At 70.4% G+C, this 25,571-nt stretch carries 23 protein-coding genes; 8 read left to right on the top strand and 15 right to left on the bottom strand.

The features are described 5' to 3' along the window. The first annotated feature begins 3 nt into the window (after window positions 1–3). The 4 genes from CEK66_RS03125 to CEK66_RS03110 all read left to right on the top strand — a co-directional run bounded on the left by CEK66_RS03125 (window position 4) and on the right by CEK66_RS03110 (window position 5,106). The gene (locus CEK66_RS03125; protein WP_152235940.1) at window positions 4–780 is read left to right on the top strand and encodes a beta-ketoacyl synthase chain length factor; all 777 of its coding nucleotides are present in this window, start codon (window positions 4–6) and stop codon (window positions 778–780) included. Continuing rightward, the gene (locus tag CEK66_RS03120) at window positions 777–1,598 is read left to right on the top strand and encodes a glycosyltransferase family 2 protein (protein ID WP_148827777.1); all 822 of its coding nucleotides are present in this window, start codon (window positions 777–779) and stop codon (window positions 1,596–1,598) included. Before CEK66_RS03125 ends, CEK66_RS03120 begins: the two co-directional genes overlap by 4 nt. After that, on the top strand, window positions 1,595–3,220 hold the full coding sequence (locus CEK66_RS03115) for a tryptophan 7-halogenase (protein ID WP_152235921.1): 1,626 nt from the start codon (window positions 1,595–1,597) through the stop codon (window positions 3,218–3,220). Before CEK66_RS03120 ends, CEK66_RS03115 begins: the two co-directional genes overlap by 4 nt. 209 nt (window positions 3,221–3,429) lie before the next feature. Further along, window positions 3,430–5,106 carry a tannase/feruloyl esterase family alpha/beta hydrolase gene (locus CEK66_RS03110; protein ID WP_152235920.1) on the top strand — a complete coding sequence of 559 codons (1,677 nt, stop codon included), beginning with the start codon at window positions 3,430–3,432 and terminating at the stop codon, window positions 5,104–5,106. Window positions 5,107–5,167: 61 nt separating this feature from the next. On the opposite strand, the gene fabG is transcribed toward CEK66_RS03110, so the two are convergent. The 9 genes from fabG to xanC all read right to left on the bottom strand — a co-directional run bounded on the left by fabG (window position 5,168) and on the right by xanC (window position 12,631). After that, window positions 5,168–5,905: a 3-oxoacyl-ACP reductase FabG gene (fabG, locus tag CEK66_RS03105; RefSeq protein ID WP_152235919.1), complete on the bottom strand. Its 738-nt coding sequence runs from the start codon at window positions 5,903–5,905 to the stop codon at window positions 5,168–5,170. A 215-nt stretch (window positions 5,906–6,120) separates the two neighbouring features. After that, a complete protein-coding gene (locus CEK66_RS03100; RefSeq protein WP_017909511.1) occupies window positions 6,121–6,552 on the bottom strand; it encodes a phosphotransferase in 432 nt (143 codons plus the stop codon). Window positions 6,553–6,556: 4 nt separating this feature from the next. After that, complete coding sequence (locus CEK66_RS03095) at window positions 6,557–8,914, bottom strand: MMPL family transporter (RefSeq protein WP_152235918.1); 2,358 nt, start codon at window positions 8,912–8,914, stop codon at window positions 6,557–6,559. A 97-nt stretch (window positions 8,915–9,011) separates the two neighbouring features. Beyond that, window positions 9,012–9,659 carry a LolA-related protein gene (locus CEK66_RS03090; RefSeq protein WP_039726358.1) on the bottom strand — a complete coding sequence of 216 codons (648 nt, stop codon included), beginning with the start codon at window positions 9,657–9,659 and terminating at the stop codon, window positions 9,012–9,014. Next, entirely contained in the window at window positions 9,583–10,557 is a 975-nt protein-coding gene (locus tag CEK66_RS03085; RefSeq protein WP_043093714.1) for an acyltransferase, read from the bottom strand. Before CEK66_RS03085 ends, CEK66_RS03090 begins: the two co-directional genes overlap by 77 nt. After that, complete coding sequence (locus tag CEK66_RS03080) at window positions 10,554–10,841, bottom strand: hypothetical protein (protein ID WP_017908317.1); 288 nt, start codon at window positions 10,839–10,841, stop codon at window positions 10,554–10,556. The genes CEK66_RS03085 and CEK66_RS03080 overlap by 4 nt, the downstream gene beginning before the upstream one ends. Before the next feature lie 9 nt (window positions 10,842–10,850). Then, window positions 10,851–11,600: a lysophospholipid acyltransferase family protein gene (locus CEK66_RS03075; protein WP_152235939.1), complete on the bottom strand. Its 750-nt coding sequence runs from the start codon at window positions 11,598–11,600 to the stop codon at window positions 10,851–10,853. A 55-nt stretch (window positions 11,601–11,655) separates the two neighbouring features. After that, window positions 11,656–12,387, bottom strand: coding sequence for a hypothetical protein (locus CEK66_RS03070; RefSeq protein ID WP_043093715.1), 732 nt, complete (start codon window positions 12,385–12,387; stop codon window positions 11,656–11,658). After that, a complete protein-coding gene (gene xanC / locus CEK66_RS03065) occupies window positions 12,362–12,631 on the bottom strand; it encodes a xanthomonadin biosynthesis acyl carrier protein XanC (protein WP_003470209.1) in 270 nt (89 codons plus the stop codon). Before xanC ends, CEK66_RS03070 begins: the two co-directional genes overlap by 26 nt. A gap of 131 nt (window positions 12,632–12,762) precedes the next feature. Between xanC and CEK66_RS03060 the strand changes: the two genes are divergently transcribed. From CEK66_RS03060 to CEK66_RS03050, 3 genes are read left to right on the top strand one after another with little or no spacing between them, the layout of a single operon-like run. Then, window positions 12,763–14,121, top strand: coding sequence for an NAD(P)/FAD-dependent oxidoreductase (locus tag CEK66_RS03060; RefSeq protein WP_152235917.1), 1,359 nt, complete (start codon window positions 12,763–12,765; stop codon window positions 14,119–14,121). Then, window positions 14,118–15,134 carry a pteridine-dependent deoxygenase gene (locus tag CEK66_RS03055; protein WP_043093717.1) on the top strand — a complete coding sequence of 339 codons (1,017 nt, stop codon included), beginning with the start codon at window positions 14,118–14,120 and terminating at the stop codon, window positions 15,132–15,134. The genes CEK66_RS03060 and CEK66_RS03055 overlap by 4 nt, the downstream gene beginning before the upstream one ends. Beyond that, window positions 15,127–15,660 (top strand): AAA family ATPase, encoded by a 534-nt coding sequence (locus CEK66_RS03050; RefSeq protein WP_152235916.1) that lies wholly within the window; start codon window positions 15,127–15,129, stop codon window positions 15,658–15,660. The genes CEK66_RS03055 and CEK66_RS03050 overlap by 8 nt, the downstream gene beginning before the upstream one ends. Window positions 15,661–15,895: 235 nt before the next feature. Here the strand turns inward: CEK66_RS03050 and CEK66_RS20525 are convergent, their stop codons facing one another. From CEK66_RS20525 to CEK66_RS03020, 6 genes are all read right to left on the bottom strand, one after another. Then, on the bottom strand, window positions 15,896–17,392 hold the full coding sequence (locus CEK66_RS20525) for an XVIPCD domain-containing protein (protein WP_226978478.1): 1,497 nt from the start codon (window positions 17,390–17,392) through the stop codon (window positions 15,896–15,898). A gap of 15 nt (window positions 17,393–17,407) precedes the next feature. Beyond that, window positions 17,408–17,977, bottom strand: coding sequence for a hypothetical protein (locus CEK66_RS03040; RefSeq protein ID WP_152235915.1), 570 nt, complete (start codon window positions 17,975–17,977; stop codon window positions 17,408–17,410). Between the two features lie 285 nt (window positions 17,978–18,262). Further along, window positions 18,263–19,627, bottom strand: coding sequence for an AMP-binding protein (locus CEK66_RS03035; protein ID WP_152235914.1), 1,365 nt, complete (start codon window positions 19,625–19,627; stop codon window positions 18,263–18,265). A 103-nt stretch (window positions 19,628–19,730) separates the two neighbouring features. Next, window positions 19,731–20,747 (bottom strand): cytochrome d ubiquinol oxidase subunit II, encoded by a 1,017-nt coding sequence (cydB, locus tag CEK66_RS03030; protein ID WP_152235913.1) that lies wholly within the window; start codon window positions 20,745–20,747, stop codon window positions 19,731–19,733. Further along, window positions 20,747–22,150, bottom strand: a complete 1,404-nt coding sequence (locus CEK66_RS03025) for a cytochrome ubiquinol oxidase subunit I (RefSeq protein WP_017910339.1) — start codon at window positions 22,148–22,150, stop codon at window positions 20,747–20,749. The genes cydB and CEK66_RS03025 overlap by 1 nt, the downstream gene beginning before the upstream one ends. Before the next feature lie 177 nt (window positions 22,151–22,327). Continuing rightward, window positions 22,328–22,687 (bottom strand): hypothetical protein, encoded by a 360-nt coding sequence (locus tag CEK66_RS03020; protein ID WP_043090522.1) that lies wholly within the window; start codon window positions 22,685–22,687, stop codon window positions 22,328–22,330. 267 nt (window positions 22,688–22,954) lie between these two features. Between CEK66_RS03020 and CEK66_RS03015 the strand changes: the two genes are divergently transcribed. Next, entirely contained in the window at window positions 22,955–25,339 is a 2,385-nt protein-coding gene (locus CEK66_RS03015; protein WP_152235912.1) for a S9 family peptidase, read from the top strand. Window positions 25,340–25,571: the final 232 nt, after the last annotated feature.

Here is a 25,571-nt window from a genome sequence, read left to right as displayed (position 1 = left end):
CCCATGCTGAGCGCGACGATCGAAGGCATCGGGTTCTGGGCGCCCGGCCTGCCCGGATGGACAGTGGCACAGGCGTTCGCGCGCGGCGACGGCGCGCTGCTGGAGACGCCGGCGCGGCCCTCGCCGCAACTGCTGGCGCCCAACGAGCGCCGCCGCGCGCCGGACACGGTGGCGGTGTCGCTGGACGCGGCGCTGGCCGCCTGCCAGGACGCCGGCCGCGACCCGGCCACGCTGCCGTCGGTGTTCACCTCCACCCACGGCGACCTGGCGATCACCGACTACATGTGCACCACCCTGGCCAGCGAACCGCTGTCGGTGTCGCCGACCAAGTTCCACAACTCGGTGCACAACGCCGCCGCCGGCTACTGGACCATCGGCGCCGGCGCCACCGCCGCGGCGACCGCGATCAGCGCGCACAGCGGCAGTTTCGCGCAGGGACTGCTGGAAGCGCTGTCGCAACTGGCCGCGGGCGAAGACGCGGTGCTGCTGGTCGGCTACGACAGCCGCTCGGTGGGGGCGCTGGGCCGGATCGCGCGCAGCGAGGGCCTGCTCGGCGGCGCGCTGGTGCTGAGCGCGGGCGCACGCGACGGCAAGCCGCAATTGCAGGTACAACTGCGCGACGGCACCGCGCCGGTTGGCGATGGCCCGCTGGCGCGGCATGTCGCGGGCAACGCGATGGCGCCGATGCTGCCGCTGTTCGACGCGCTGGCGCTGGGCAGCAGCGGTTGCGTGCTCGATGCCGGCGGCGGCCGCTGCCTGCAGGTGGAGCTGCGCGCATGAGCCGCACGCCGCTGAGCGCCGCCGACGCGGCGATCCTGATTCCGGCCCTCAACGAACGGCTGCGCATCCGCGAGGTGGTCAGCGACGCGCTGGCCTACTGCCCGCGGGTGATCGTGGTCGACGACGGCTCCGACGACGGCACCAGCGACTGCATCGCCGACCTGCCGGTGACCCTGCTGCGCCATCCGCAGCGCCGCGGCAAGGGCGCGGCGCTGCGCAGCGGCTTCGCCGAAGCGCAGCGCCAGGGCGCGCGCGCGGTGATGACCATGGACGGCGACGGCCAGCACAGCGCCGCCGACTTCCCGCGGTTGCTGGCCGCGGCCAACCGCCATCCCGGCTGCGTGATCGTGGGCGCGCGCCTGCGCAAGCGCGCCAGCCAACCGCCGATCCGCCGCATCGGCAACGATTTCGGCGACTGGGGCATCGCCTGGGGCTGCGGCTTCCGCCTGGTCGACAGCCAGAGCGGCCAGCGCCTGTACCCGCAGTCGGTCTACACCCTGCCCGACGTGCCCGGCGAGGGCTTCGTGTTCGAGGCGCAACTGCTGATCTCCGCGGCGCGCCAGGCCGGCGCGCGGGTGGTGGCGGTGCCGATCGAGACCCGCTACGCCAACCAGACCCCGGGCACGTTCCGCAAGAGCCACTTCCGGCTGGTGCGCGATCTGTGGAAGATCACCTCGCACGTGATCGTGCAGGTGTGGACCTATGGGCACGTGGTGCGCGAGTACCGGCGCACCCGCGCCAATCCGGTGCTGATCGACGACATCGACGGCACCCTCGACACGGCCCCCCTGGCCGTCGCCAAGGAAAAGACGACATGAAGGCAGCGCAGGCGGATGTGGCGATTCTGGGCGGCGGACTGGCCGGACTGACCCTGGCGCTGCAATTGCGCCAGCGCGACCCGCAGCTGCGCATCCGCGTGCTGGAACGGCGCGCGCACCCGGTACGCGAGGCCGCGTTCAAGGTCGGCGAGTCCTCGGTGGAGATCGGCGCGCACTACTTCGCCGAGGTGCTGGGCCTGCGCGAGCACCTGGATGCCGAACAGATCCGCAAGTTCGGCTTCCGCTTCTTCTTCTCCGACGGGCGCACCGACATCGACCAGTGCACCGAGCTCGGGGTGAGCCAGTTGCTGCCCACCCCCTCGTGGCAGATCGATCGCGGCCGCTTCGAGAACTTTCTCGGGCAGCGCGCGCGCGAGATGGGCGTGGAATTCCTCGACGGCAGCACGGTGCGCGGCGTCGACCTGGCCGAGGACGACGGCGACCACTGCGTGCGCTACAGCCGCGACGGCGCCGAGGCCAGCCTGCAGGCGCGCTGGGTGATCGACGCCAGCGGCCGCGCCGGCCTGCTCAAGCGCAAGCTCGGCCTGGCCCAGGACAACGCGCACCAGGCCAACGCGGTGTGGTGGCGGGTGGACGGGCTGGTCGACCCCAACGGCTGGTCGCAGGACAGCGCCTGGCTGCAGCGCTGCACGCCGCCGGACCGCTGGCGCTCGACCAACCACATGTGCGGCCCCGGCTACTGGTTCTGGCTGATCCCGCTGTCCTCCGGCGCGCATTCGCTGGGCATCGTCTGCGATGCCACCCTGCATCCGCTGGAGACCATGAACACCCACGCCAAGGCGATGGACTGGCTGCGCACGCACCAGCCGCAGGTGGCCAGCACGCTGGAGCGCAGCGAGCACACGGTGCAGGATTTCCTGTTCCTGCGCGACTTCTCCTACGGCTGCAAGCAGGTGTTCTCGGCACAGCGCTGGGCGCTGACCGGCGAGGCCGGCGTGTTCCTGGACCCGTTCTATTCCCCGGGCAGCGACTTCATCGCCATCAGCAACACCTACATCTGCGAACTGATCGGACGCGAGCGCGCCGGGCGCGACATCGCCCCCTACGCCGAGCTGTACCAGCAGCTGTATTTCTCGTTCTACGAGAACACCCTGACCCTCTACCAGGACCAGTACCCGCTGTTCGGCGACGCCCAGGTGATGCCGGTCAAGGTGATCTGGGACTACACCTACTACTGGTCGCTGCTGGCGCCGCTGTACTGCGCCGACCGCATCGCCGACCTGGCGGTGCTGGGCCGGCTGCGCCCGGCGCTGCAGCAGGCCAGCGCGCTCAACCTGGGCATGCAGGCGCTGCTGCGCGACTGGGGCGCGGCCAACCGCGCGCAGGCGGCGGCGGTGGCCGACGGTCGCCTGCTGGATCAGTACCTGATCGGCTGGTTCCACGAACTCAACCGCGCCCTGAGCGACCGGCTGGACGATGCCGCCTTCGTCGCCCGCCTGCACGGCAACGTCGCGCGCATGGCGGAACTGGCCGGGGAGATCCTGGCACGCGCCCGCCAGCAGCATCCCACGCTGGCCGACCACGGCCTGCTGGAGGCCTGCCGCGACGCGGCGACGCCGCTGCCGGTCCTGTCGCCGGCCTGGTACGCCGACGCCGCCTGATCCACGCGCAGGGCCGTGCCGCCCTGCAACAACGTGCGCTTCGCTTCCCCGCCGCGAAGCGCCAGGCGAGCGCGCAATTGCGCGGCACGCGTCACATGGGGCGAATATCGCCCGCGCATTCGGGTTTTCGCACGCACGGCGGTTGACGCCCTGGCGCCACCGGCGCGACACAGGCCCGCCGCGCCCGGCGCGTCCTCCAGGAGAACTCCATGCGCTCCACGCTGCTCGCCTTGGCCCTGCCGCTGGCCGCTCTCGCCGCCTCCTCCACCGCACACGCGCAGACGACCGCGCGCGCACCGGCCTCGCCGGCACCACTGCAGCAGTCGTGCGACGCGCTGGCGAGCCGGCTCGCCTATCCCGGCACCCGCTTCACCGCGGTACGCAGCGTGGCGGCCGGCGCCCTGCAGGTGGCCGGCCAGCCGATCGGCGCGCACTGCCAGGTCACCGGGCTGATGCACGAACGCGTCGGCAGCGACGGCCAGTCCTATGCGATCGGCTTCGAGATGCGCTTGCCGGCGGCATGGAACGGGCGCTTCTTCTACCAGGCCAACGGCGGCCTGGACGGCAACGTGGTCCCGGCGCTTGGCGACATCGGCGGCGGCGGCCAGCGCGACAACCCGCTGCGCATGGGCTTTGCGGTCATCAGTTCCGATGCCGGGCACAGCAATGCGCAGAACCCGCTGTTCGGCCGCGATCCGCAGGCGCGCCTGGACTACGGCTACCAGGCGGTGCAGGCGCTGACGCCGATGGCCAAGCGCGTGGTGCAGATCGCCTACGGCAAGGCGCCGGACTACAGCTACTTCGGCGGCTGCTCCAACGGCGGCCGCCATGGCATGGTCGCCGCCGCGCGCGACGCGCAGGACTACGACGGCATCCTGGTCGGCGACCCCGGGTTCCATCTGCCCAAGGCGGCGATCGCGGATCTGGCCGCGGCCCAGCAACTGGCGGCGCTGGCCGGCGGCAGCGACACGCGCAGCGGCCTGAGCGCCGCCGAGCGCAGCCTGGTGGCCGAGCGCATCGTCGCCACCTGCGATGCGCTGGACGGCGTGCGCGACGGCATGGTGCAGGACGTGCTCGCCTGCCAGCGCCGCTTCGACCTGAACCGCGACGTCGCCACCTGCGGCAGCGCCGGGCGCACCGGCCAATGCCTGACCCCGGCGCAGAAGCGCGCGCTCGGCGCCATCCACGCCGGCGCGCGCAACAGCGCCGGTACGCCGCTGTACGCGCCCTTCCCCTACGACCCGGGTATCGCCAGCGGCGACTGGGCCGGCTGGCGGCAGGACGCCTCGCTGACCCTGGTGCCCGGTTCGGTGGCCTTCGGCTTCGTCACCCCGCCGGAGGATCCGGCGGTGCTGCAGGACTTGAAGCGCTATGCGCTGCAGTTCGACATGGACCGCGACGCGCCGAAGATCTTCGCCACGGCCGGCGCCTTTGGCGAATCCGCGTGGTCGTACATGACCCCGCCGAACGAGACCCGGCTGACCACGCTGAAGAAGCGCGGCGGCAAGCTGCTGATCTACCACGGCACCGGCGACGGCATCTTCTCCTTCGCCGATACCGCGGCCTGGTACGACCGCCTGCGCACGGCCGACGCCGACGCCGCCAGCTACGCACGCCTGTTCGCGGTGCCGGCCATGGCGCATTGCGCCGGCGGACCGGCCACCGACCAGTTCGATGCGCTGACCCCGCTGGTGGCCTGGGTCGAGCAGGGCCATGCACCGGATGCGATCGTCGCCAGCGCACGCGGCAGCGGCAACGCCGCGCCCAACAACGAGGTGCCGGCCAGCTGGAGCAGCCAGCGCAGCCGGCCGCTGTGCCCGTATCCGCAGGTGGCGCGCTACGTCGGCGGCGACGTGGAGGCGGCGTCCAGCTTCGTCTGCCGCTGAGCGCCGGCCGCCGTTGCGCCGCCAGCATGGCGGTGCAACGGCCGCGTCGTTTTCGAGGCGGTCAGCCCATGCCGCCGTTGATGCCGATGATCTGGCCGTTGATGTAGGCGGCCGCGTCCGAACACAGGAAGGCGACCAGTGCGGCCACTTCCTCCGGCTTGCCCTGGCGCCCGGCCGGGACCATCTGCTTGATCGCCTCCGGCGGGAAGGCACTGTCGGCCATCGCGCCCTGGATCACGCCTGGCGCGACCACGTTGACGCTGATGCCACGGCTGGCCATTTCCCGCGCCAGCGACATGCTGGCGCCGTGCAGCGCCGCCTTGGCCGCGGCGTAGTTGGTCTGCCCGCGGTTGCCCAGCACCGCCGACACCGAGGACACGCTGACGATGCGGCCCCAGCGCGTGCGCGCCATCGGCAGCAGCAGCGGCTGGGTGACGTGGAAGAAGCCGTGCAGCGAAACGTCGATGACCTTGTGCCATTGCGCCGCGCTCATGCCCGCCATCGGCGCGTCGTCGTGGATGCCGGCGTTGTTGACCAGCACCTGGATCGGGCCGGCCTCCAGCAAGGCCGCCAGCGCCTGCGCGCTGGCCTCGGCATCGGCCACGTCGAACGCCACCGCCTCGGCGCTGCCACCAGCGGCGACGATCGCCTCCACCACCGCCGCGGCGCGCGCGACATTGGCATTGGCGTGCACGATCACGTGCAAACCCTGCGCGGCCAGGGCGTGGCAGATCGCGCCACCGAGATCGCCGCTGCCGCCGGTGACCAGGGCGCGGCGCGGGGAAGCAGGCTGGGACATCGTGGTTCCTTGGGCAAAGGGACAGGGTCGCCATCCTAACGACTCGTCGCGCACCGCGGGCACACCGTCCGACGCCGCGAAACGGCACCTGCAGGAATGTGCCCGTACATTGCCTGGGTGCACTGTGGGAGGGACTTCAGTCCCGACGCCTTCCACGCCGGGCTCTTCGGCAAGCGGCGCTCGCCGCGCCTGCAGGGCCGTCGACGCCTACGCAGTCACGCCGCGCCCAGCATCACCGTGGCGCGACCCTCGGCCAGCAACTGCCCGGCATGGCTGATGCGGAAGGCGTACTGCTGGCTGTCCTCGGCCTGCAGCAGCACCTCGGCCTCGCCTTCGATCGGACCCGGCAGATCCTGCAGTTCGGCGACGTGCAACTGCACCCCGCGCAGCGCCACCAGCATGCCCGGCCGCACCGGCGTGCCCGCGGCGCGACCGAGCAGGCCACCGTGCACCGCCATCGCCTGCGCACCGTACTCGCACAGGTGCAGCGCGCGCAGCCGATCGCCGCTGCGCAGCGGATGCGCGGCCTGGCGATGGGCAACGCTGCGCAACACCACGCGCTGCGCGTCCCAGGCCACCACCTGTTCCCACAGGCACATCAGGCCCTGGTGCGGGACCAGCGCGGCGATGGCGTCGCGCCCGTGCAAGGGTTCAGTGTGCATGGCGGCTCTCCCGGGTGTCGCTGGCAGTCTCGCGCGAAATCAGCAGCGCCAGCACGAAATTGAACAGCACGCCCAGCGCCACGGTGCTGCCGATCGCGCGCAGCACCGGGATGCTGGAGGCGGCCAGCAGCGCGAACACCAGCAGCGTCATCAGGCTGCACACGATCAACGCATGCAGGGTGCGCAACTGGTCGGCGCGGTCGTCGCCGGCGTGGTCGAAGAACAGCGCGTAGTCCAGGCCCAGGCCGGCGGCCAGGATCAGCGCGATCAGGTGGAACAGGTTCAGCTCGACCCCGCAGCCGCGCAGGATCGCCAGGATCAGCAGCGTGGTCAGCGCCATCGGCAGCAGCACGCGTGCGATCCGTCGCGGCGTGCGCAAGGCGATCGCCACGGTCAGCGCCAGCAGCACCGCGGCCACGCCCAGCGCGGCGAGCACGCGGCCGCGGTAGGCGGCGACCAGCGACTCGGAGGCGTCCTTCAGGTCCAGCAGTTGCGCGCCGCTGCCCTGCACCGCGCGCGCCAGCTGCGCCGGATCGCGCAGCCCGGTCAGCGACACCAGTGCGGTGGTGCGGTCCGGACGCTCCAGCAGCAGGCCGCCGACGGGGGTCGCCAGCGGCGTGCCATGCAGATCGCGCGCGGTCAGCAGCGGCGCACTGCGCGCGGCCTGCAGGTCGGCCAGGAACGGCGCAAAGGCATCGGCGCGGAACGGCGTGGCGGCGACCGCGGCGGCGGTGATCGCCTGCGCCTGCGCCGGATCGGGCAAGGCGGCCTGGCGCCGGCGCTGGGTGGCGGCGCTGGGCAGGTAGCGCGCGGCCATGTCGTAGCCGGCCAGCTCGCCCTGCGCCACCAGCGCGTCCAGGCGCGGGCGCAGGCGTTCGGACGCGACCAGCGCGGCCTCGGCGGAGGCCGCCGGCAGCGCCAGCACGTAGCGCACGTCCGGCGCGCCCAGTTCCTGGCGCAGGTGCGCGTCGCGGGCCAGGCCGTCGGCCGGCACCGGGGTGAGCTTGGACAGGTCGTTCTGCCAGAACGGGCCCGGCGCGAACACGATGACCGCGGCCGCCAGCAGGGCCAGCGGCAGCAGCGACCAGCGCGGCCGCGGCAGCCGCGCGATGCCGCGCCACAGCCGCTCCAGCATCGGCGAATCGGCATGGTCGCGCGGCGAGGGGTCGATCAGCGCCGGCAGCAGCAGGCGCGTGGTCAGCGCCGCCACCAGCAGGCCGGCGATGGTGAACACCGCCAACTGGCGCAGGCCGTCCACGCCGGAGAACAGGAAGGTGACGTAGGCGATGCAGGTGGAGACCACGCCGGTGGCCAGCGTCGGCCACAGATGGCGCGCGTTCTCGCGTGGATCCAGGCCCGGGCGCTGATGGCTGAACAGATGGATCGGGTAGTCCTGGACCACGCCGATCAGGGTGAAGCCGAACGCCACGGTGATGCCGTGCACGCCATCGAACAGCAGCGCCACCGCGCCCAGCCCGGCCAGTCCGGCGCTGGCCAGCGGCAGCACGCCCAGCACCGGGATCTTCCAGCTGCGGTAGGCGACCAGCAGCAGCACGATCAGCCCCACCGTATCCAGGGTGCCGATCCACTGCGCCTCGTTCTGGGTGCGCCCGCCGATCTCCACCGAGAACGCGCCGGGGCCGGTCAGGGTCAGCGTGCTGCCGGTGCCGGCGTTGACCTTGGCGAAGGCGGCATGGATCGCATCCACCGCGCGCTGCTGGCCGGTGGGGTCGAAGCCGGCGGCACGGGTCTGCGCGACCAGCAGCGCGTCCTTGCCGGCGCGGTCGAACCATACCCCGTCGCGCTGCTGCGGGCCGCCGGCCGGCTGCAGGCTCTCGGCCAGGTGCAGCACTTCCAGGGTGGGATCGCGCGGCAGCAACGGCTCCACCATCGCCGCCGCCGGCGAGCCCAGGTCCTGCAACCGTGCCTGCAGCGCATCGCGCAGGGTCGGCGCATCCAGCGGCCTGGCATCGAAGCTGTCGCTGAGCAGATAGCGGTACGGCAGCAGGCGTGGCGGGATCGCGTCCAGGCCGGCGTCGGCGCCGTTGGCGACCAGTTCGAACACGTCGTGCTGCGCGGCCAGTTCGGCATGCAGCGCCTGCGATTGCTTGGCCAGCGTGGCCGGATCGGCCCCGGACAGCGACATCAGCAGCAGCCGCGAGCCAGGGCCTTCGCCGAGTTCGTCGAGCAGGAGTTTTTGCGCCGGGGTGCGGGCTTCCGGCATGAACTTGCGCAGATCACCGGACACCTGCAGCGCATTGCCCAGCCAGATCCCGGCCACAGTGAGCAGCGCCAGCCACAGCAGCGCCAGCGAGATGCGCATCTTCGAACTGAGGGCACGCTTCATCGCTGCATCCCCACGCCGCCCTGCGCCGTGCGATCAGCCACCTCACGCGCAGCCGTCGGGCCGGCAGCACGCTGCCGGCGGGCGCCTCGTGCGGGGATCACGCCGCGTCGCCGTGGCACAGCGCGGTCAGCGCGGCGCTGTCGGCAACGGCGCCGGCGGCCTGCGCGGCACCGGCCAGCAGGGTGCGCTGCACGTCGCCCTTGGCCGGGGTGGTCTCGATGCAGCGCAGTTCGGCGCCACGGCCGTACAGGCGCAGGCTGCGCACGTGCGCGGCCATGGCCGGATCCTTCGGCTGCAACTGCAGCTGCCAGCGCTCGCGGGTGCCGCTGCTGCTGATGTTGAACTGCTGCTGCAGCAGCGCGCGGTCGCCGGACAGCAACGCGCCGAAACCGCTCTGCAGGCCGGCCAGTTCCGGCACGCGCGTCAGCGAGAAGCGCCGCGGCGGCTTGCCGTCGCGCTCCAGCGTGGCTTCACTGCCGCGCAGGGTGGTGGTCTCGTGGTACGGCGCGGTGACCTCGCGCACCAGCGTCTGCGCGTCCGGGCGGCGGTACTCGCCCTGCACCCGCAGCGGCGCCTTCAGCAGCGCCGAGCCGCGCAGTTCGACGAAGGCGGTGCTGACCGGCGCCGGCCGCGCCAGCTTCTGCAGGATCCAGTCGGCGTCCGGCGCCTCAGGCGATGCGGCGCTCAGCGGTGCGGCGCTGCACAGCAGTATCAGCATCCACGGCAAGGTGCGGCGCATCGGCATGGCGGTTGTTCCAGAAGTCGTAGAAGTTGAACCAGTTGTAGGGCGCGGAGCGGGTGTAATGCTCCAGCCTGGCGGCGTAATCGCGGATGAGCGCGGCCAGCACCGGCGCGCGCTGCCGGCGCGGCAGGTCCAGGCCTTCGCTGAAGGTCTCGAACACCAGTTCGTAGCGGTTGCCGCCGCGGTACAGCCCGAACGCCAGCACCACCGGCACCTTGAGCGCGGCGGCGATCAGCCACGGCGAGGTCGGGAACATGGCGCCCTGGCCGATGAACGCGGCCGGCAGCGCCGGATCCTCCGGGCGCGGCCGGTCCACCAGCAGCGCGACCAGCGCGCCCTCGTCGGTGGCCTGTTTGATCGCCATGACGATCGAGGTGCTGTCCATGCCGGCGTCGATGATGTTGGCGGCCAGCTGCGGGTTCAGCGCGCCGAGCAGTTCGGTCATCGCCGGGTTGTGCGCCTTGTCCAGCACCACCTTGACCTGCACGTCCGGGCGCTCGGTAGCCAATACCCGCAGCGCGTCGAAGCTGCCCAGGTGCGAGCCGAAGATCAGCACACCGCGGCCGCGGTCCATCTGCGTGTGCAACTGGTCCAGGCCGCGGATCTGCACCCGGAACCGGTGCATCTGCCCGCACAGCATGAACACCCGGTCGAGGATGGTCGAGGCGAAGGTGTGGATGTGCCGGGCCACCTCCAGCAGCGTGGCCGGGCGGTCGAACACGCGGCTGAGGTAGTGCCGCGAATCGCGCCGCTCCGGGCCGCGCACCAGCAGGAAATACAGGGTGATCGGATACAGCAGCAGGCGCCCGACGGCACGGCCGCCATAACGGGCGATGCTGCGGATCAGCCACAGGGCGAAGCGGCCGCCGCCTTCCGGGCGGTGCTTCCAGCCGGCGCTCACGGCGCCGCCTCGGCGTTGAGTTCGCCGCTGACCAGCAGGTCCTCGCCACGCAGCACGCGGAAGCGCCAGCGCGGCGCGGTACCGTCCAGTTCCACCCGCGCCGGCTGGCCGGGAAACAGCGGTTGCACGAACTTCACCTGCGGCAGGCGCAGCGGCGCGCGCGCGCCGTGCGCCGCCTCCACGGCCTGCAGCACGTGGTCCAGCACCACGACGCCGGGCACCACCGGGCGGCCCGGGAAGTGGCCGGGCAGGCTGGGATGATCATGCGGTACGACGAATTGCATACGGGCGACTCATATCCTGGGTTCGAGCATGGCACGGACGGCCTGGTGCGCGCGCTGGGTCACTTGCTGGCGGTTCAGCGGGCCGTCCTCGCCGTTCACCCGGATCGGCGTGCCGATCCGCACCCGGATGACGCCGGGCCGCACCCGGAACAGGCTGGTCGGCGGCAGTACCTTGCCCGCCCCGTCCAGCGCCACCGGCACCACGTCCACCCCGGCGTCGATCGCGGCCTGCAGCAGCCCGGCCTTGAACTCGGCCAGCGCGCCGCTGCGGCTGCGGGTGCCTTCCGGGAACAGGCACAGGTCCTGGCCACGGCGCAGCAGCGCCGCCGCCTCGCGCCGCATCATCGCCCCGGCGCGGCGGCTGTCGCGGTCCAGGAACAGCATGCCGGTCGCGCGCGCATACCAGTTCACGAACGGCACCTTCAGCATCTCGTCCTTGAGCAGGAAGCGCAGCGGCACCGGCAGCGCCATGAACAGCGCGCAGATGTCGATGATCGACTGGTGGTTGCTGACGAACAGGTGGTTGCGCGACCAGTCCACCCGCTCGCGGCCCTCCACCTGCAGCCGCGCCCCGGCGCCGAACAGCAGCACCGGCGCCCAGAACCGCGCGCCCATGCGCAGCGGCAGGCGCGGCCCGGTCAGCCGCAGCAGCACCAGTGCGACGACGATGCCCAGCGCGGTGTGCGCCAGGGTGAATGCCAGTTGCAGGGCGTTCCACACGGCCCAGGCCATGCGCGAAGGCATCCCAGCACGCGACAACTTGCTGTTTTCCTTGATGATCTGCACGACCCTTGCGTCCCCTGCACTTCGCGCGTCAGCGCAACAGATCGCGCCAAAAAACCGGCCCCAGCCGCGCCAGCCGGTGCAGGAAGTCGGGCAGATTACGGTAGGGACGCTGCGGAAACCAGCGCCCGCGCAGCAGGTACTCGCCGACGAAGAAGCCGCCGATGACCCCGTAGCCCAGCAGATTGGCGAACAGCGAGGCGCGCGCATCGCTGATCGGCAGCGGCGAGGCCAGGCCCAGCTGCGCCAGCACCCCGCTGGGCTGGGCGCACAGCGCCAGCACCAGGTTGAGCAGGGTCAGCCCGACCAGCAGCAGGGTCCAGGCCAGGGTCAGGCGGCGGGTGTAGCGCAGTTGGTCCGGGGTGATCGGCATGCCGGCCTGCCGGTACAGGGCCTCGACGATGCGGGTGATCAGCGGCGTGCGCCCGCGCTGCAGGCTGCGCCCGAAGAACCAGGCCACCCAGGCGGTGAACAGCACCGGCGGCGCGGCCAGCAGCAGCAGGGCGTGCGGCGAGCGCCACAGCGGCACCAGCGCCGCGGTCGCGGCGAGCGCCAGCGCCCAGGCCCAGGGCCGCCAGCGCGCCATCGGTTCCACCAGCACCATCAGCACCAGCGCCGCGCCGGCCAGCACCGCCAGGTCCGGGCGGTGCGCGGCATTGGCCCAGTGCGCCAGTGGCGAGTAGGCCAGCGCCAGCAGCACGCCCAGGGCCAGCGCCCAGGGCGCGGCGTCGGCCGGCTCAGCTGGTCTTGTTGGCTTCGACATGCGCCGACAGCGCGCGCAGCGAGGCGAAGATGCGGCGGTTCTCGTCGTTGTCCGAGCGCAGCTGGAAGCCGTAGCGCTTGCTGATCGCCAGCGCCAGTTCCAGGGCGTCGATCGAGTCCAGCCCCAGGCCGGTATTGAACAGCGGCGCCTCCGGATCGATGTCGCCGGGCTGGACGTCTTCCAGGTTCAGGCTCTCGACCAGCAGCTCGGCCAGTTCACGTTCGGCGGCGGTTTGCGAAGACATCCAGGGGCTTCCAGGCGAAAGGACGGGTGCGACAAGATGGTGCATCGGGCGCTGCGGCGCAACCATCGGCCCGCGAACGGCACGCTATCATGCCGTTTCGCCCCGCCGTTGCGCCCGCAGGTTCCCTCAGGATGACGTTCGCCGCTGTTGCTTCCCCTCCCCCCACCGCACGCGACGCCGCGGCAGACACGCCCGACGTGCTGGTGATCGGCGGGGGGCCGGCCGGCTGCGCGGCGGCGATCGTGCTGGCGCAACGCGGCTGGCGGGTGACGGTGCTGGAAAAGGACCACCACCCGCGCTTCCACATCGGCGAATCGCTGCTGCCGATGAACATGCCGATCCTGCAGCGGCTGGGCGTGCTCGACCAGGTGCGGGCGATCGGCGTGCTCAAACTCGGCGCCGATTTCCCCAACGATGCCGGCGGCTACAACACCTTCCGTTTCGCGCATGCGCTGGGCGCGCAGTCCGACTTCGCGCTGCAGGTGCCGCGCGCCGACTTCGACCGGGTGCTGTTCGCACACGCGCGTGCGGTCGGCGCCGACGTGCACGAGGGCGTCCGCGTCGAGGCGGTGCAGCTGGACGGCGAGACGCCGACGGTGCAGGCACGCGGCGCCGACGGCGTGCGCCACTACCGGCCGCGCTACCTGATCGACGCCAGCGGCCGCGACACCTTTCTCGGCAACACGCTCAAGCTCAAGCGCGCCAATCCGCGGCACCAGTCGGCTGCGCTGTTCAGCCATTTCCGCGGCGTGGCGCGGCGCCCCGGCGAGGACGCCGGCAACATCAGCATCTATCGCCACGCGCACGGCTGGATGTGGCTGATCCCGCTGCCCGACGACGTGATGAGCGTGGGCGCGGTGTGCGACCCGGAGTACATGAAGACCCGCAAGGGCTGCGACAGCGAGACGTTCCTGCTGCGCACGCTGGCGCTGAATCCGGACGTGGTGGCGCGCATGGCCGGCGCGCAGCGCGTGGCGCCGGTGCACGCCACCGGCAACTACGCCTACGAATGCACGCGCATGAGCGGGCCGCGCTGGCTGATGCTCGGCGACGCCTACGCCTTCGTCGACCCGATGTTCTCCTCCGGCGTGTACCTGGCCATGCACAGCGCCGAGCGCGGCGCGTCCGTGGTCGACGCGGCGCTGCGCGACCCGGCCAGCGAGGCGCGGCTGCAGCGGCGCCTGGAGCGGCACCTGCGCGGCGGCCTGGACGAGTTCAAGTGGTTCATCTATCGCTTCACCTCGCCGACCATGCGCGAGCTGTTCGCGCAGCCGCGCAACGTGCTGCAGGTGGAACAGGCGGTGGTGGCGATGCTCGCCGGCGACGTCTTCGACAACCGTGCGGTGCTGCGCCGCCTGCGGGTGTTCCGCGCCATCTATGCGCTGTCCGCAGTGGCGATGCTGCCGCGGGCGTGGCGCGCCTGGCGCCACCGCCGCCGCCAGGCCCGCGAACAGTTCCACGGCGACACCTTGCACGGAGATACACCATGAGCCGCCCGCACCTGCAGTTTCCGCACCACACGCAGGGCCATCCGCAGTTGCAGGTGGACTACGTCGCCGAAACCGACCCCAGCCAGTGGCTGGCCGAGGATCGCGTCCTGGCGGTATTCGGCTTCGGCGAGACCGCGCCCTACCACGACGACCCGCGCTACCTGCGCGTGCCGCTGCAGCCGCACGGCCCGCGCATGCTCGAGGTGTGGCGCACCGACGCCCCGGTGCACAGCGGCCGCGACGGCGCCATCGCCTGGGCCAGCGACGGCCGCCTGCAGTTCGGCGTCATCGAGATCGACGAGCGCCAGGTCGACCTGGACATCGAGGAAGCCGCCGCGCTCGCCTACACGCAGATCAGCGCCTTCGTCGCCGGCAGCGCCACCCCGCGCCTGCTGCGCATCTGGAACTACCTCGACGCGATCACCCTGGGCAGCGGCGACCGCGAGCGCTACCGGCGCTTCTGCGTCGGCCGCGCGCGCGGGCTGGGCGATTTCGACGCCACCCAGCTGCCCGCGGCGACCGCAGTGGGCCGCTGCGACGATGCGCGGGTGATGCAGATCTACTGGCTGGCCGCCGCGCAGGCCGGCACCCCGCTTGAGAACCCGCGCCAGGTCAGCGCCTACCGCTACCCGCGCCAGTACGGCCCGCAGCCGCCCAGCTTCGCCCGCGCCATGCTGCCGCCGGCCGGCAGCGACATGCCGCTGCTGCTGTCGGGCACCGCGAGCGTGGTCGGCCACGCCTCCATGCATCAGGGCCAGTTGCTGGCGCAGCTGGAGGAAACCTTCGCCAACTTCGACGCCCTGCTGGCGGCCGCGCGCGAACACGCCCCGGACCTGCCGTCGCAGTTCGGCGACGGCACCCGCCTCAAGGTCTACGTGCGCGAGCCCGGCGACCTTCCGCTGGTCGCCGCCGCCCTCGATACCCGCTTCGGCGACCGCGTCCCGCGCCTGCTGCTGCACGCGGTGATCTGCCGCGACGAACTGGCGGTGGAGATCGACGGCGTGCATGGTTGAACGGCAACGCAAGATCGTCCTGGTGTCCGGCGCCCCCGGCGCCGGCAAGACCACGCTGGCGGTCCCGCTGGCGGCGCACCTGGGCTTTCCGCTGTTCTGCAAGGATTTCATCAAGGAGACGCTGACCGACGCCCTGGGCGATGGCGGCGACGATCTCGCCGCGTCGCGCCGTCTCGGCGGCGCCGCGATGGAAGTCCTCTGGTCGCTGGCACAGCGCAGTCCGCACGCGGTGCTGGAAGCCAACTTCCGACCGCGCAGCGACTACGAGCGCGGCAGGATCGCCGCACTGGAGGCGAGGCTGGTGGAAGCCCATTGCCACTGCGGCCATGACGAGACCCTGCGCCGCTTCCGCGCGCGCGCCGCGACGGGCACGCAGCACGCGGCACACCCCCTGCGGGAACTGCCACCCGACCTGCTTGCCGACTATCCCGGTCCGATCGGCCTGGGGACGGTGATCGACGTGGACACCCGCATGCCGGTGGATCTGCCGCACCTGTTCGCGCAGGTCGCCGCCGCGCTTTCCTGAGCGGGTACCGGCACCGCCGCTGCCGCGCCGGTTCCGCCCTCGCGACGCGCTGTCCCTGGACATGCGCCCAAGTGCGGTCTGTGCGGGACGGATGCCGTGTCGCTGCTTGCCCGGCGCAAATCACGTAGGACGCCGGACGTGGCAGAGCGCACCGCAGCAAGCGCGTATGCGTCGATGTTTCGCGCCGCTGCCTTCCGACCATCCCACCTCGCCGGCCACGCAGTGGCGACATCTACTAAAGCGTCGGCGCGGCCAGGTGACGGTCCAATTCCGGCTGTGTGGTGCGCTGTTGCTCCTGCCCCAGCGCCTGATTGGCCAGCGCCAGTTTCTGGTCCGACTGTTCCACCGGCGTGGCCAACGCCTGCTCCACCGGAACGACCGCGCGCTTCATCGCCGGGTCGTCCAGTGCGCCCTGCACGGCGATCAGGTTCCCGGTCTTCCCCAACACCACGTGGTCGACCCGCTCCAGCGCATTGCCCGACAACGAATAGCCGGCCGTGCCCGGATACATGTCGCGATTGTCCTTGCAGGCCGCCAGCAGGCTGCGGCTGAGCCGCTCGCTGTCGTGGTCGTAGGCCTTGCCCAGGTCTGCGTCGACCCTGCGCATGCCTGCTCGGATCTGTTCCAGCAACGCGTGATCCGGATGCCCCGGCAGCGACGGATCATCGCTCCGGTGCGCCTCGGCGCCTTGCGCGGGAAGCGTCGAAGGTTCGGGCAACCCGTTGGCCAGGGGCGACACGTGCCGATGGGTGTCGGCGGTGTGCTGCAGCAGTCCCGCGACCGGCGGCTGGGTGCTGGTGTCGAAGTACGGCAGAGGACGCCGGTCCCTGCCCAGATCCAGCCCGTTCTCTTCCAGCAGCGACTCGCGCAGATGCAGCCGCGACAGGTTCAGCGCGATCTGCGGGGTGTCGTTGCCGGGTTGTGGCGGATGGCTTGCTCGCTCCGCCTGTGCGATGAACGAGAGCGCATTGGCTGCGTAGTAGTTGGGATAGTCGGAGTTTCCGAGCGCGCCCAGGCCACCCGGGCTTCTAGGCAGCTTATCGAAGTAGTTCTGCCCCATTGCCTCCAGATTGCCCGGGGTCGAACTCAGCGTCAGATCGCTATTGATGCTCAAGTTCTGCTTCAGCTCATAGGACAAACCACGCGGCCCACTCTTGACCTCAATAAAGTCAGCCATTCGACCTGGCTGCTCGCGATAGATGTCTTGAAGCGATGGATGGGGATTGACTGCTTTCACCTTGCTTACGACAGCGTTCCATCCCGCAATTTCTGCTCCAGCCTCATCGCGCCGATGCTGAGCCAACAAGGTATTGAGAGGCTCGGTATAGTCGCGAGGCTCTGACTGGTGCCGCGCAATGTGCTTCACCGCGTCATGGAAAGCTTCGCGCGCTCGCGCAGTGTCAGCTGCATTGAAACCGTGTTGCAGCTCGTGGCCCAACACGAATGTCAGCTCACCGGCAGCGGGCAACCTGCCTCCAGGCAGCGCAGTGAGTCGCGCCAAGGGGATCCGCATGGACTGCGTCTGAGGCTCGTACTCACCGCCAGCATTCGGATTGGTCAATGGCACGATCTGCTTGAGGTACTGTCGCTCAACTGCCGTGTTGAACTGATCTACCAATGCAGGAGAAGCGTTGACGATCGCCCGCAAATTATCCGCTTGCTCTCGAGTGACGCCAGGTTGGGTAGAAAATGCCGAAATGACAGTTTCAGCTTGTGGACTGAGCCCCGCCATGATGCTCTCCTGCGATCAAGTGACAACGATCGTCCTGACGCAGGAACGACCGCTGCCTGTGTCCGATGTCCACACATGCTCACCTTCGGGATAGACCTCCACATGCATTCCCGGACGATCAAAAGAGTCGTACAGAAGCCGACCATTCAGCAGGTTCGGCTGTCCTGGTGCCGGCTGCGGAGGCGAATCGAAATTACGCTGCCGGGCAAATCCCATTTCTTCCAACTGACGAGTGAATTGATCGAAGTCGAGTTGGCAGATATCCCCCATTTGCGGCGAAGCGCCTGAGACAACCGGATTGAATCCGAAGTCCAAACGGGGAGGAACGGCACGCATATCGACCTCAAAGCCATGAGCCCACTCCGGGCTTACCTGCTCGCCAAATCCATAACGTTCCACGTCGTTCTCCCCACGCTCCACCGCCACCCCCATCACCTCGCGCAAGCGCTCCGGCGTGAAGTCGGCCACGCTCCTGCTGGTCCGGAGCAAGGTCAGCAATCGGCTGAGCATCTGCTCGGCGCTCAGCTTGGGCGACACGGGCGCGGCGGCCTGATCGGCGGCGCCGGACGAGGGGGACGAGGTCATGGCGGGAGATTCCTTGGCAGGAGGCGCAACGGCAGGCGTCCGCGCGGGCGCATGGGTGCAGGCCCCGCACAGCAGCGAGGCGATCAGGACGAGAGAAGCCCGATGGGGCATGCGGCACATCCTTGCGGCGCGAAGCGATGGGCGCAGTATACGAACACCGGCAGGCCCCACAGCAAGCCGCCCGCTGAACCGTCTGCAGCGATGCAGGCCGGGCGTGTCACACCCGTTGGGGTCGATTGGCCGCTTGCCAATCCAGCTCGATACCGGCGCGGCTCGACCGCCCCGTCAGTCCTCGCGCCCCGCCGCCAGCAACGCCAGCAGGCGATCGCGCGGCAGCTTGCCGGTCTCGTTGCGCGGCAGCGCGTCGAGCAGGCGCAAGCGGCGCGGCAGGAACACCGGGTCCAGTTCGCGGCGCAGTGCGGCCAGGATCGCGGCCTCGTCCAGGGTCGGCGCCACCACCACCGCGGCGATGCGGCCCACCGCCTGGCCCGGTTCCGGATCCAGCTGCAGCATCGCGCCATCGACCACGCCCGGCAGCGCCAGCAGGCGCCGGGTGAGATCGGCCAGCGATGCGCGCTTGCCCGCGATTTCCAGCAAATCGGCCTGACGCCCGCGCACCTGGAAGCGGCCGTCGGCGTCCACTTCCATCAGGTCGGCCAGCAGCACCGGCTGCGGCAGATGCGGCGCGTGCACCAGGGTGCCGTCCGGCTGCGGCGCCACGCGCACGCCCGGCAGCGGCGTCCATGGCGCTTCGCAGGCGGTTCGGCGGCTGGCGAACACGCAGGTCTCGGTGGAGCCGAACATCTCGCGTACCTCACCGCCGAAGCGCGCCTCGGCGGCAGCGGCCAGTTCCTGCGCCAGCGGCGCGGTGGCCGAGACGATGCCGGCCAGCGGCGGCAGGGCGACGCCGGATTCGACCAGCGCACGCAGATGCACCGGCGTGGTCACCAGCAGCCGGGGCGCCGGCAGCTGCGCCAACGCGCGGGCCACGTCCTCGGGAAAGAACGGGCGTCCGGCGTGCACCGCCAGCGGCGTCACCAGCGGCAGCAGGATCGACAGCTCCATGCCGTACATGTGCTGCGGCGGCACCGTCGCCACCACCTGCGGCACCGCCGTGTCCGGCCACAGCCCGACCAGCGCCAGCAGGTCCTGGCGGGTGCTGGTGAGGAAGCTGCCCCAGGTCTTGGGATTGGGCTTGGGCGCGCCGGTGCTGCCGGAGGTGAAGCCGATCGCCACCAGCGCGTCGTCGGCCAGCTGCGGCATCGGCCCGTCCAGCGACGGCAGCGCGTCCGGCAACTGCCAGTAGCGCGGCGGCGGCTCGGCCAGCGCCAGATCGCCCAGGCAGTAGCAGTCGGCATGGGTGCGCTGCACCTCGGCCACCACCGCCGGCGCGCGCGAGGACGGCAGCAGCGAGGTCTGCCCGCGCAGCGCCACCGCGCAGAACGCGACCATGAAGCGGTAGCGGTCCTCGCACAGGTTCAGCGCGTGCCGGCCGGCCGGCAGCACCGCGGCCAGGCCGCGCACGTGGCCAAGGAAGGTGGCCAGGTCGATGTGTTCGCCGTTGGCGAAGGCCAGCGGTCGCCACGCGTCGCCGACGGCGAGCGGATGCAACAGGGGCGCGGCGGGAATCTCGGAGGAAACGGCGGACATGCGGGGCGGCGGCTCGGGCGGGCGATGACCCGCACGGCGCGGGAGCCGGTAGCTTGGCCGCCACCGCCGCCGCTGGCAAGCCGGCCTGCCGCGGCGGCCGCCGTCAGTGGTGGTAGCCGGTGTCGGCGGTGATCTTGCCGCGGAACACCCGGTACGACCACGCGGTGTAGCCCAGGATCACCGGCAGCAGCACCGCCAGCCCGGCCAGCACGAAACCCTGCGAGGACGGCGGCGAGGCCGCTTCCCAGATGGTCAGCCCGGGCGGCACGATGTTCGGCCAGATACCCAGCACCAGGCCGAAGAAGCCGAGCACGAAGAAGCACAGGGTCAGCACGAACGGACGCGCATCGCGGCCCTGCGCCATCGCCGCCCACCACAGCGCCAGCGCGTTGACCAGCACCAGCAGCGGCACCGGCGACAGCCACCAGAAATTCCCGTCGTGGAACCAGCGCGCCATGATCCGCGAGTCCAGGAACGGCAGCCAGGCGCTGACCAGGCCCATGAACACCACCACCACCAGTACCAGCGGCCGGGTCAGGGTGCGGGCGATGCGCTGCATCGCGCCCTCGGTCTTGAGGATCAGCCAGCTGCCGCCGAGCAACGCATAGCCGAACACCACCGCCGCGCCGGTGAGCATCGAGAACGGGCTGAACCAGCCCAGCACCCCGCCCAGATACTTGCCGTCCTGCAGCGGCATGCCTTCCACCAGCGCGCCCAGGATCACCCCCTGCCAGAACGCCGCGCACAGCGAGCCCAGCGCGAACGCCCAGCCCCACAGGTACTTGGAACTGCGCGCTTTGAAGCGGAACTCGAAGGCCACGCCGCGGAACACCAGCGCGATCAGCATCAGCAGCACCGGCAGGTACAGTGCCGACAGCACGATCGCGTAGGCCTTGGGGAAGGCCGCCAGCAGACCGGCGCCGCCGAGCACCAGCCAGGTCTCGTTGCCGTCCCAGATCGGCGCGGCGGTATTCATCATCAGGTCGAGCTGGTCCTCGTCCTCGGCGAACGGCGCCAGGATGCCGAGGCCGAGCACGAAGCCGTCCAGCAGCACGTACATCAGCACGCCGAAGCCGATCACGCCGAACCAGATCACCGGCAATACGGTCGCCATGTCCATCAGCGGGTCTCCTCGATGTCGTCGTCGGCCGCCGACAGCGGCCGCGCCGGGGTCTTGTCGCCTTCCTGCATGCGCGGCGCCGGCTCGTGCGGCAGCGGCCCGTGGCGCAGCATGCGCAGGATGTACCAACTGCCGAAGCCGAACACCAGCGCGTAGGCGAGCACGTACACGCTCAGCGAGATCCACACCATCGCCGGGCTGAGCGTAGGGCTGACCGCATCGCGGGTGTGCAGCAGGCCATAGATCACGTAGGGCTGGCGCCCGATCTCGGTGACGAACCAGCCGGCGACCAGGGCCACGAACCCGGCCGGCAGCATCGCGTTCCACGCCAGGTGCAGCGCGCGTCGGCGCAGCAACGTGCCGCGCCACCAGAAGAACAGCGAGACCAGCGCCAGCAGCAGCATCGCCATGCCCAGCCCGACCATCACCCGGAACGCGTAGAACACCGGCTTCACCGGCGGCCGCTCGTCCCGCGGCACCGCGGTCAGCGGGGTGATCTCGCCATCCAGCGTGTGGGTGAGGATCACGCTGCCCAGGCGCGGGATGGTCACTTCGTAATCGTTGCGCTCGGCGGCCTCGTTGGGGACCGCGAACACCACCAGCGGTACGCCCTGCCCCTTCGCCTCGCCATGCCAGTGCCCCTCCATCGCCGCCACCTTGATCGGCTGGTGCTCGAGCGTGTTCAAGCCATGCGCATCGCCGGCGGCGATCTGCAACGGCAGCGCGATCGCGGCGAACGCCACCGCCAGCTTGAGCATGCGCCCGGCTGCATCCAGGTGCTCGCCGCGGCGCAGGTACCAGCCGCTGACCCCGCCGATCACGAAACAGGTGGTGATGAATGCGGCCAGCACCATGTGCGTGAGCCGGTACGGGAAGGAGGGATTGAAGATCACCTCGCGCCAGTTGGCCGGATGGAACACGCCTTCGACCACCGCATAGCCGGCCGGCGTCTGCAGCCAGCTATTGGCCGACAGGATCCAGAACGTGGAGATCAGCGTGCCGATGGCGACCAGGCAGGTGGCCAGGAAGTGCAGCTTCTCCGGCACCTTGTGCCAGCCGAACAGCATCACCCCCAGGAACGAGGCTTCCAGGAAAAACGCGGTCAGCACCTCGTAGCTGAGCAGCGGACCGAGGATGTTGCCGGCACGTTCGCTGAGCACCGCCCAGTTGGTGCCGAACTGGAAGCTCATCACGATGCCGCTGACCACACCCATCCCGAAGGACACGGCGAAGATCTTCAGCCAGAAAAAGTACAGATCGCGCCATACCGTGTCGCGGGTGCGCAGCCAGCGCCACTCCAGGAACGCCAGCCAGCTCGACAGGCCGATGGTGAAGGCCGGGAACAGCACGTGGAAACTGATGACGAATCCAAACTGGATGCGCGACAGCAGCAGGGCGTCCATGGGTAGCGCCTGAGGCAGCGGAAACGATGCCTATTGTTGGTGCGGCGCGGCGAAATGGGATGTGACGGTTTGTCGCAGCGCCGCCATTGCCGCAGGGTTGGCGCAACCGCGATAGCGGAAAGAGGGCTCTGTTCGAGGCTCGGTTCATCGGGCCCCGTCTCAAGCCCGGCGCCTCCATCAATGAGACAACGCCAACTCTACCTTGACTTCCTTTTTGCATCGCATGCTCACCTCGGGAAACTTCCACTGTCCGACAGCATCAAGCACCGCTTCAGCGTATCCTGAATCGGGGAATCTCCTTCTCTCCAACTGCTTGATATCGACCCTCGATATTTCGGCAACCGATACGTCGCCGTTCCTTTCGATCACGATCGCGACGTAGATCGAGCCGATGAACTGGCTTCCCGTGCGCCCTGGCAGCGCTGGCTGAATGGTTTCGAGCGGGCGCAAGCTGGAGGCGCAGTCGGTCTTCGGCAAGTCGTGCGTTTGCGGTCCGCCAACTGTTGCAAGCGCCGCCCACACAAGCACACTTTTCATGGTTCCCCCAGCGTTTGCATGCTTGCTCAGTGGCGTGTCGACCCTGGCCTGCGTCATTCCAGGCCGTCGTGACCTGAAGCGACGCGCGGTGTGACAAGCAATCATGGCGCAGCCACCGCGTGCGCCGACTTACCCGATGCGGGTCCGCCAACACCCTCGCCAAGATTACAAGGCCTCCGCTCCCGGTGGCGCCCATGACCAACGGCGCAATCGCCACCGCCCTGGCGACTGCTACGCTTGCGGTTTGCCGTTCGCCCGGAATTCCAGATGCGTCGTCTCGCCCTGAGCGCTGTTGTGTTGCTGTCCCTGTCCTGCCTGCCGCCGCTGGCCGCGGCCCAGGATGCCGCCGCCCCGCTGACCATCGAGCAGGCCATGGCCGATCCGGACTGGATCGGGCCGCCGGTCGAGGACGCTTGGTGGGCCTGGGACGGGCACCAGGTGCAGTACCAGCTCAAGCGCACCGGCAGCCCGGTGCGCGACACCTACCGCCAGGGCGTCGACGGCGCCGCCGCGCAGCGGGTCGAGGACGCCCAGCGCAGCACCCTGGACGCGGCCAACCCGGTCTACGACGCACGCCGCCAGCGCATGCTGTTCGTGCGCAACGGCGACGTATTCCTGCGCGACCTGCGCAGCGGCGCGCTGACCCAGCTGACCCGCAGCAACCAGGCTGCCGCGCGGCCGCAGTTCACCACCGATGGCGGCGCGCTGTGGCGGGTCGGCAACGACTGGTACCGCTGGAGCCCGGGTGGCGGCGTGCAGCAGGCCGCGGTGCTCAAGGCCGAGCGCGATCCCGATGCCGCGCCCAAGCCCGACGTGCTGCGCGAGCAGCAGCTGCGCACCCTGGAAACCCTGGCCCGCGACCGCGCGCAGCGCGAGCTGCTGCGCCAGCAGGAGCAGGCCTGGCGCCGCGCCGACAGCAGCCGCGCGCCGGCACCGGTGTACCTGGGCGACGACGTGGTGGTCGACGACAGTGCGCTGTCGCCGGACGGCCGCCACCTGCTGGTCGTCACCCACGCCAAGGGCGCCGAGGAAGGCCGCGACAGCAAGATGCCCAAGTACGTGACCGAATCCGGCTACGCCGAGTTCCAGGAGGCGCGCACCCTGGTCGGACGCAATTCGCCGGTGGCGCAGACCCTGTGGCTGGTCGACGCGGTGGCCGGCAGTGCGCGCAAGCTCGACCTGTCGGTGCTGCCCGGCATCGGCACCGATCCGCTGGCGGCGCTGCGCAAGGCCGCCAAGCAGGAGCCGCTGCAGGGCCCGCGCGCGGTGCGCGTGGAAACCGACGGCGACGGCAGCGGCGCCTCGATGCACTGGAGCGAGGACGGCCGCAATGTCGCCGTGCTGCTGCGCGCGGTGGACAACAAGGACCGCTGGATCGCCAGCGTCGACCTGGACAAGGCGGTGCTGCAGCCGCGCCACCGCCTGACCGATCCGGCCTGGATCAACTGGAGCTTCAACGACTTCGGCTGGATGCCGGACAACCAGACGCTGTGGCTGCTGTCCGAGCAGTCCGGCTATTCGCACCTGTACACCCAGCGCGGCACCGAGAAGCCGCGCCAGCGCACATCCGGCAAGTGGGAAGTGTCCGCGCCGGTGGTCAGCGCCGACGGCCAGGGCTTCCTGTTCCTGTGCAACCGCAAGTGGCCGGGCGACTACGAGGTGTGCAAGCTCGACCTGCGCAACGACAGCGTCGCCGAACTGACCTCGCTGGACGGCGTGGAGGACTTCGCGCTTTCGCCGGACGGCCAGCAACTGCTGGTGCACTACTCCGGCCCCTACCTGCCGCCGCAACTGGCGGTGCTGCCGGCCGCCGGCGGCAACGCGCGCGTGCTCACCGACACCCGCAGTGCCGCGTTCAAGGCGCGCCAATGGGTACAGCCGCAGTTCGTGCAGGTGCCGTCCAAGCACGGCGCCGGCACCGTCTGGGGCAAGTACTACGGTCCGGCGCAGCCGGAGCCGGGCAAGCGCTATCCGGTGGTGATGTTCGTGCACGGCGCCGGCTACCTGCAGAACGTGTCGGCGCGCTACACCCCGTACTTCCGCGAGCAGATGTTCCACAACCTGCTGGTGCAGAAGGGCTACATCGTGCTGGACCTGGACTACCGCGCCAGCGCCGGCTACGGCCGCGACTGGCGCACCGCGATCTACCGCGACATGGGCCATCCGGAGCTGGAGGACTACCTGGACGGCCTGGACTGGCTGGTCGACAGCAAGCAGGGCGACCGCAGCCGCGCCGGCATCTACGGCGGTTCCTACGGCGGCTTCATGACCTACATGGCGCTGTTCCGCAGCCCCGGCACGTTCAAGGCCGGCGCCGCGCTGCGCCCGGTGGCCGACTGGAGCCAGTACAACCACGAATACACCTCCAACATCCTCAACACCCCGGACCTGGACCCGGAGGCCTACCGCACCTCCTCGCCGATCGAATACGCCAGCGGCCTGCGCGACCACCTGCTGATCGCCCACGGCATGGTCGACGACAACGTGTTCTTCAAGGACTCGGTCGACATGACCCAGAAGCTGATCGAGCTGCACAAGGACAACTGGGAGATCGCGCCGTACCCGCTGGAGAAGCACGGCTTCACCCGCGCCGATTCCTGGCTGGACGAGTACAAGCGCATCCTCAAGCTGTTCGAACGCGAGCTGCGCTGAGCCGGCCGCATACCGAGGCGCCTGCCGTCGACGTGCGGCAGGCGCAGCGCCCGCGGGGCGCCTTCGGGACAGCGCCAACCACCGGTGTCCGTCACGCATCGCGCCGTTCCGCAGGAGTCAACGGTCATGCATCCGCGACGCGCGAGGTGGTGAGCCTTCCGATGGCGCAATGCGTCGGGACTGAAGTCCCTCCCACAGTGCACCCGGCGGGGTCGCCGCAAGCCCCTGTGGG

Origin of the sequence: Xanthomonas sp. LMG 12460, from assembly GCF_009192895.1 — a bacterium.
GTDB lineage: Bacteria > Pseudomonadota > Gammaproteobacteria > Xanthomonadales > Xanthomonadaceae > Xanthomonas_A > Xanthomonas_A sontii.
This window is presented reverse-complemented; position numbering and strand designations above follow the sequence as displayed.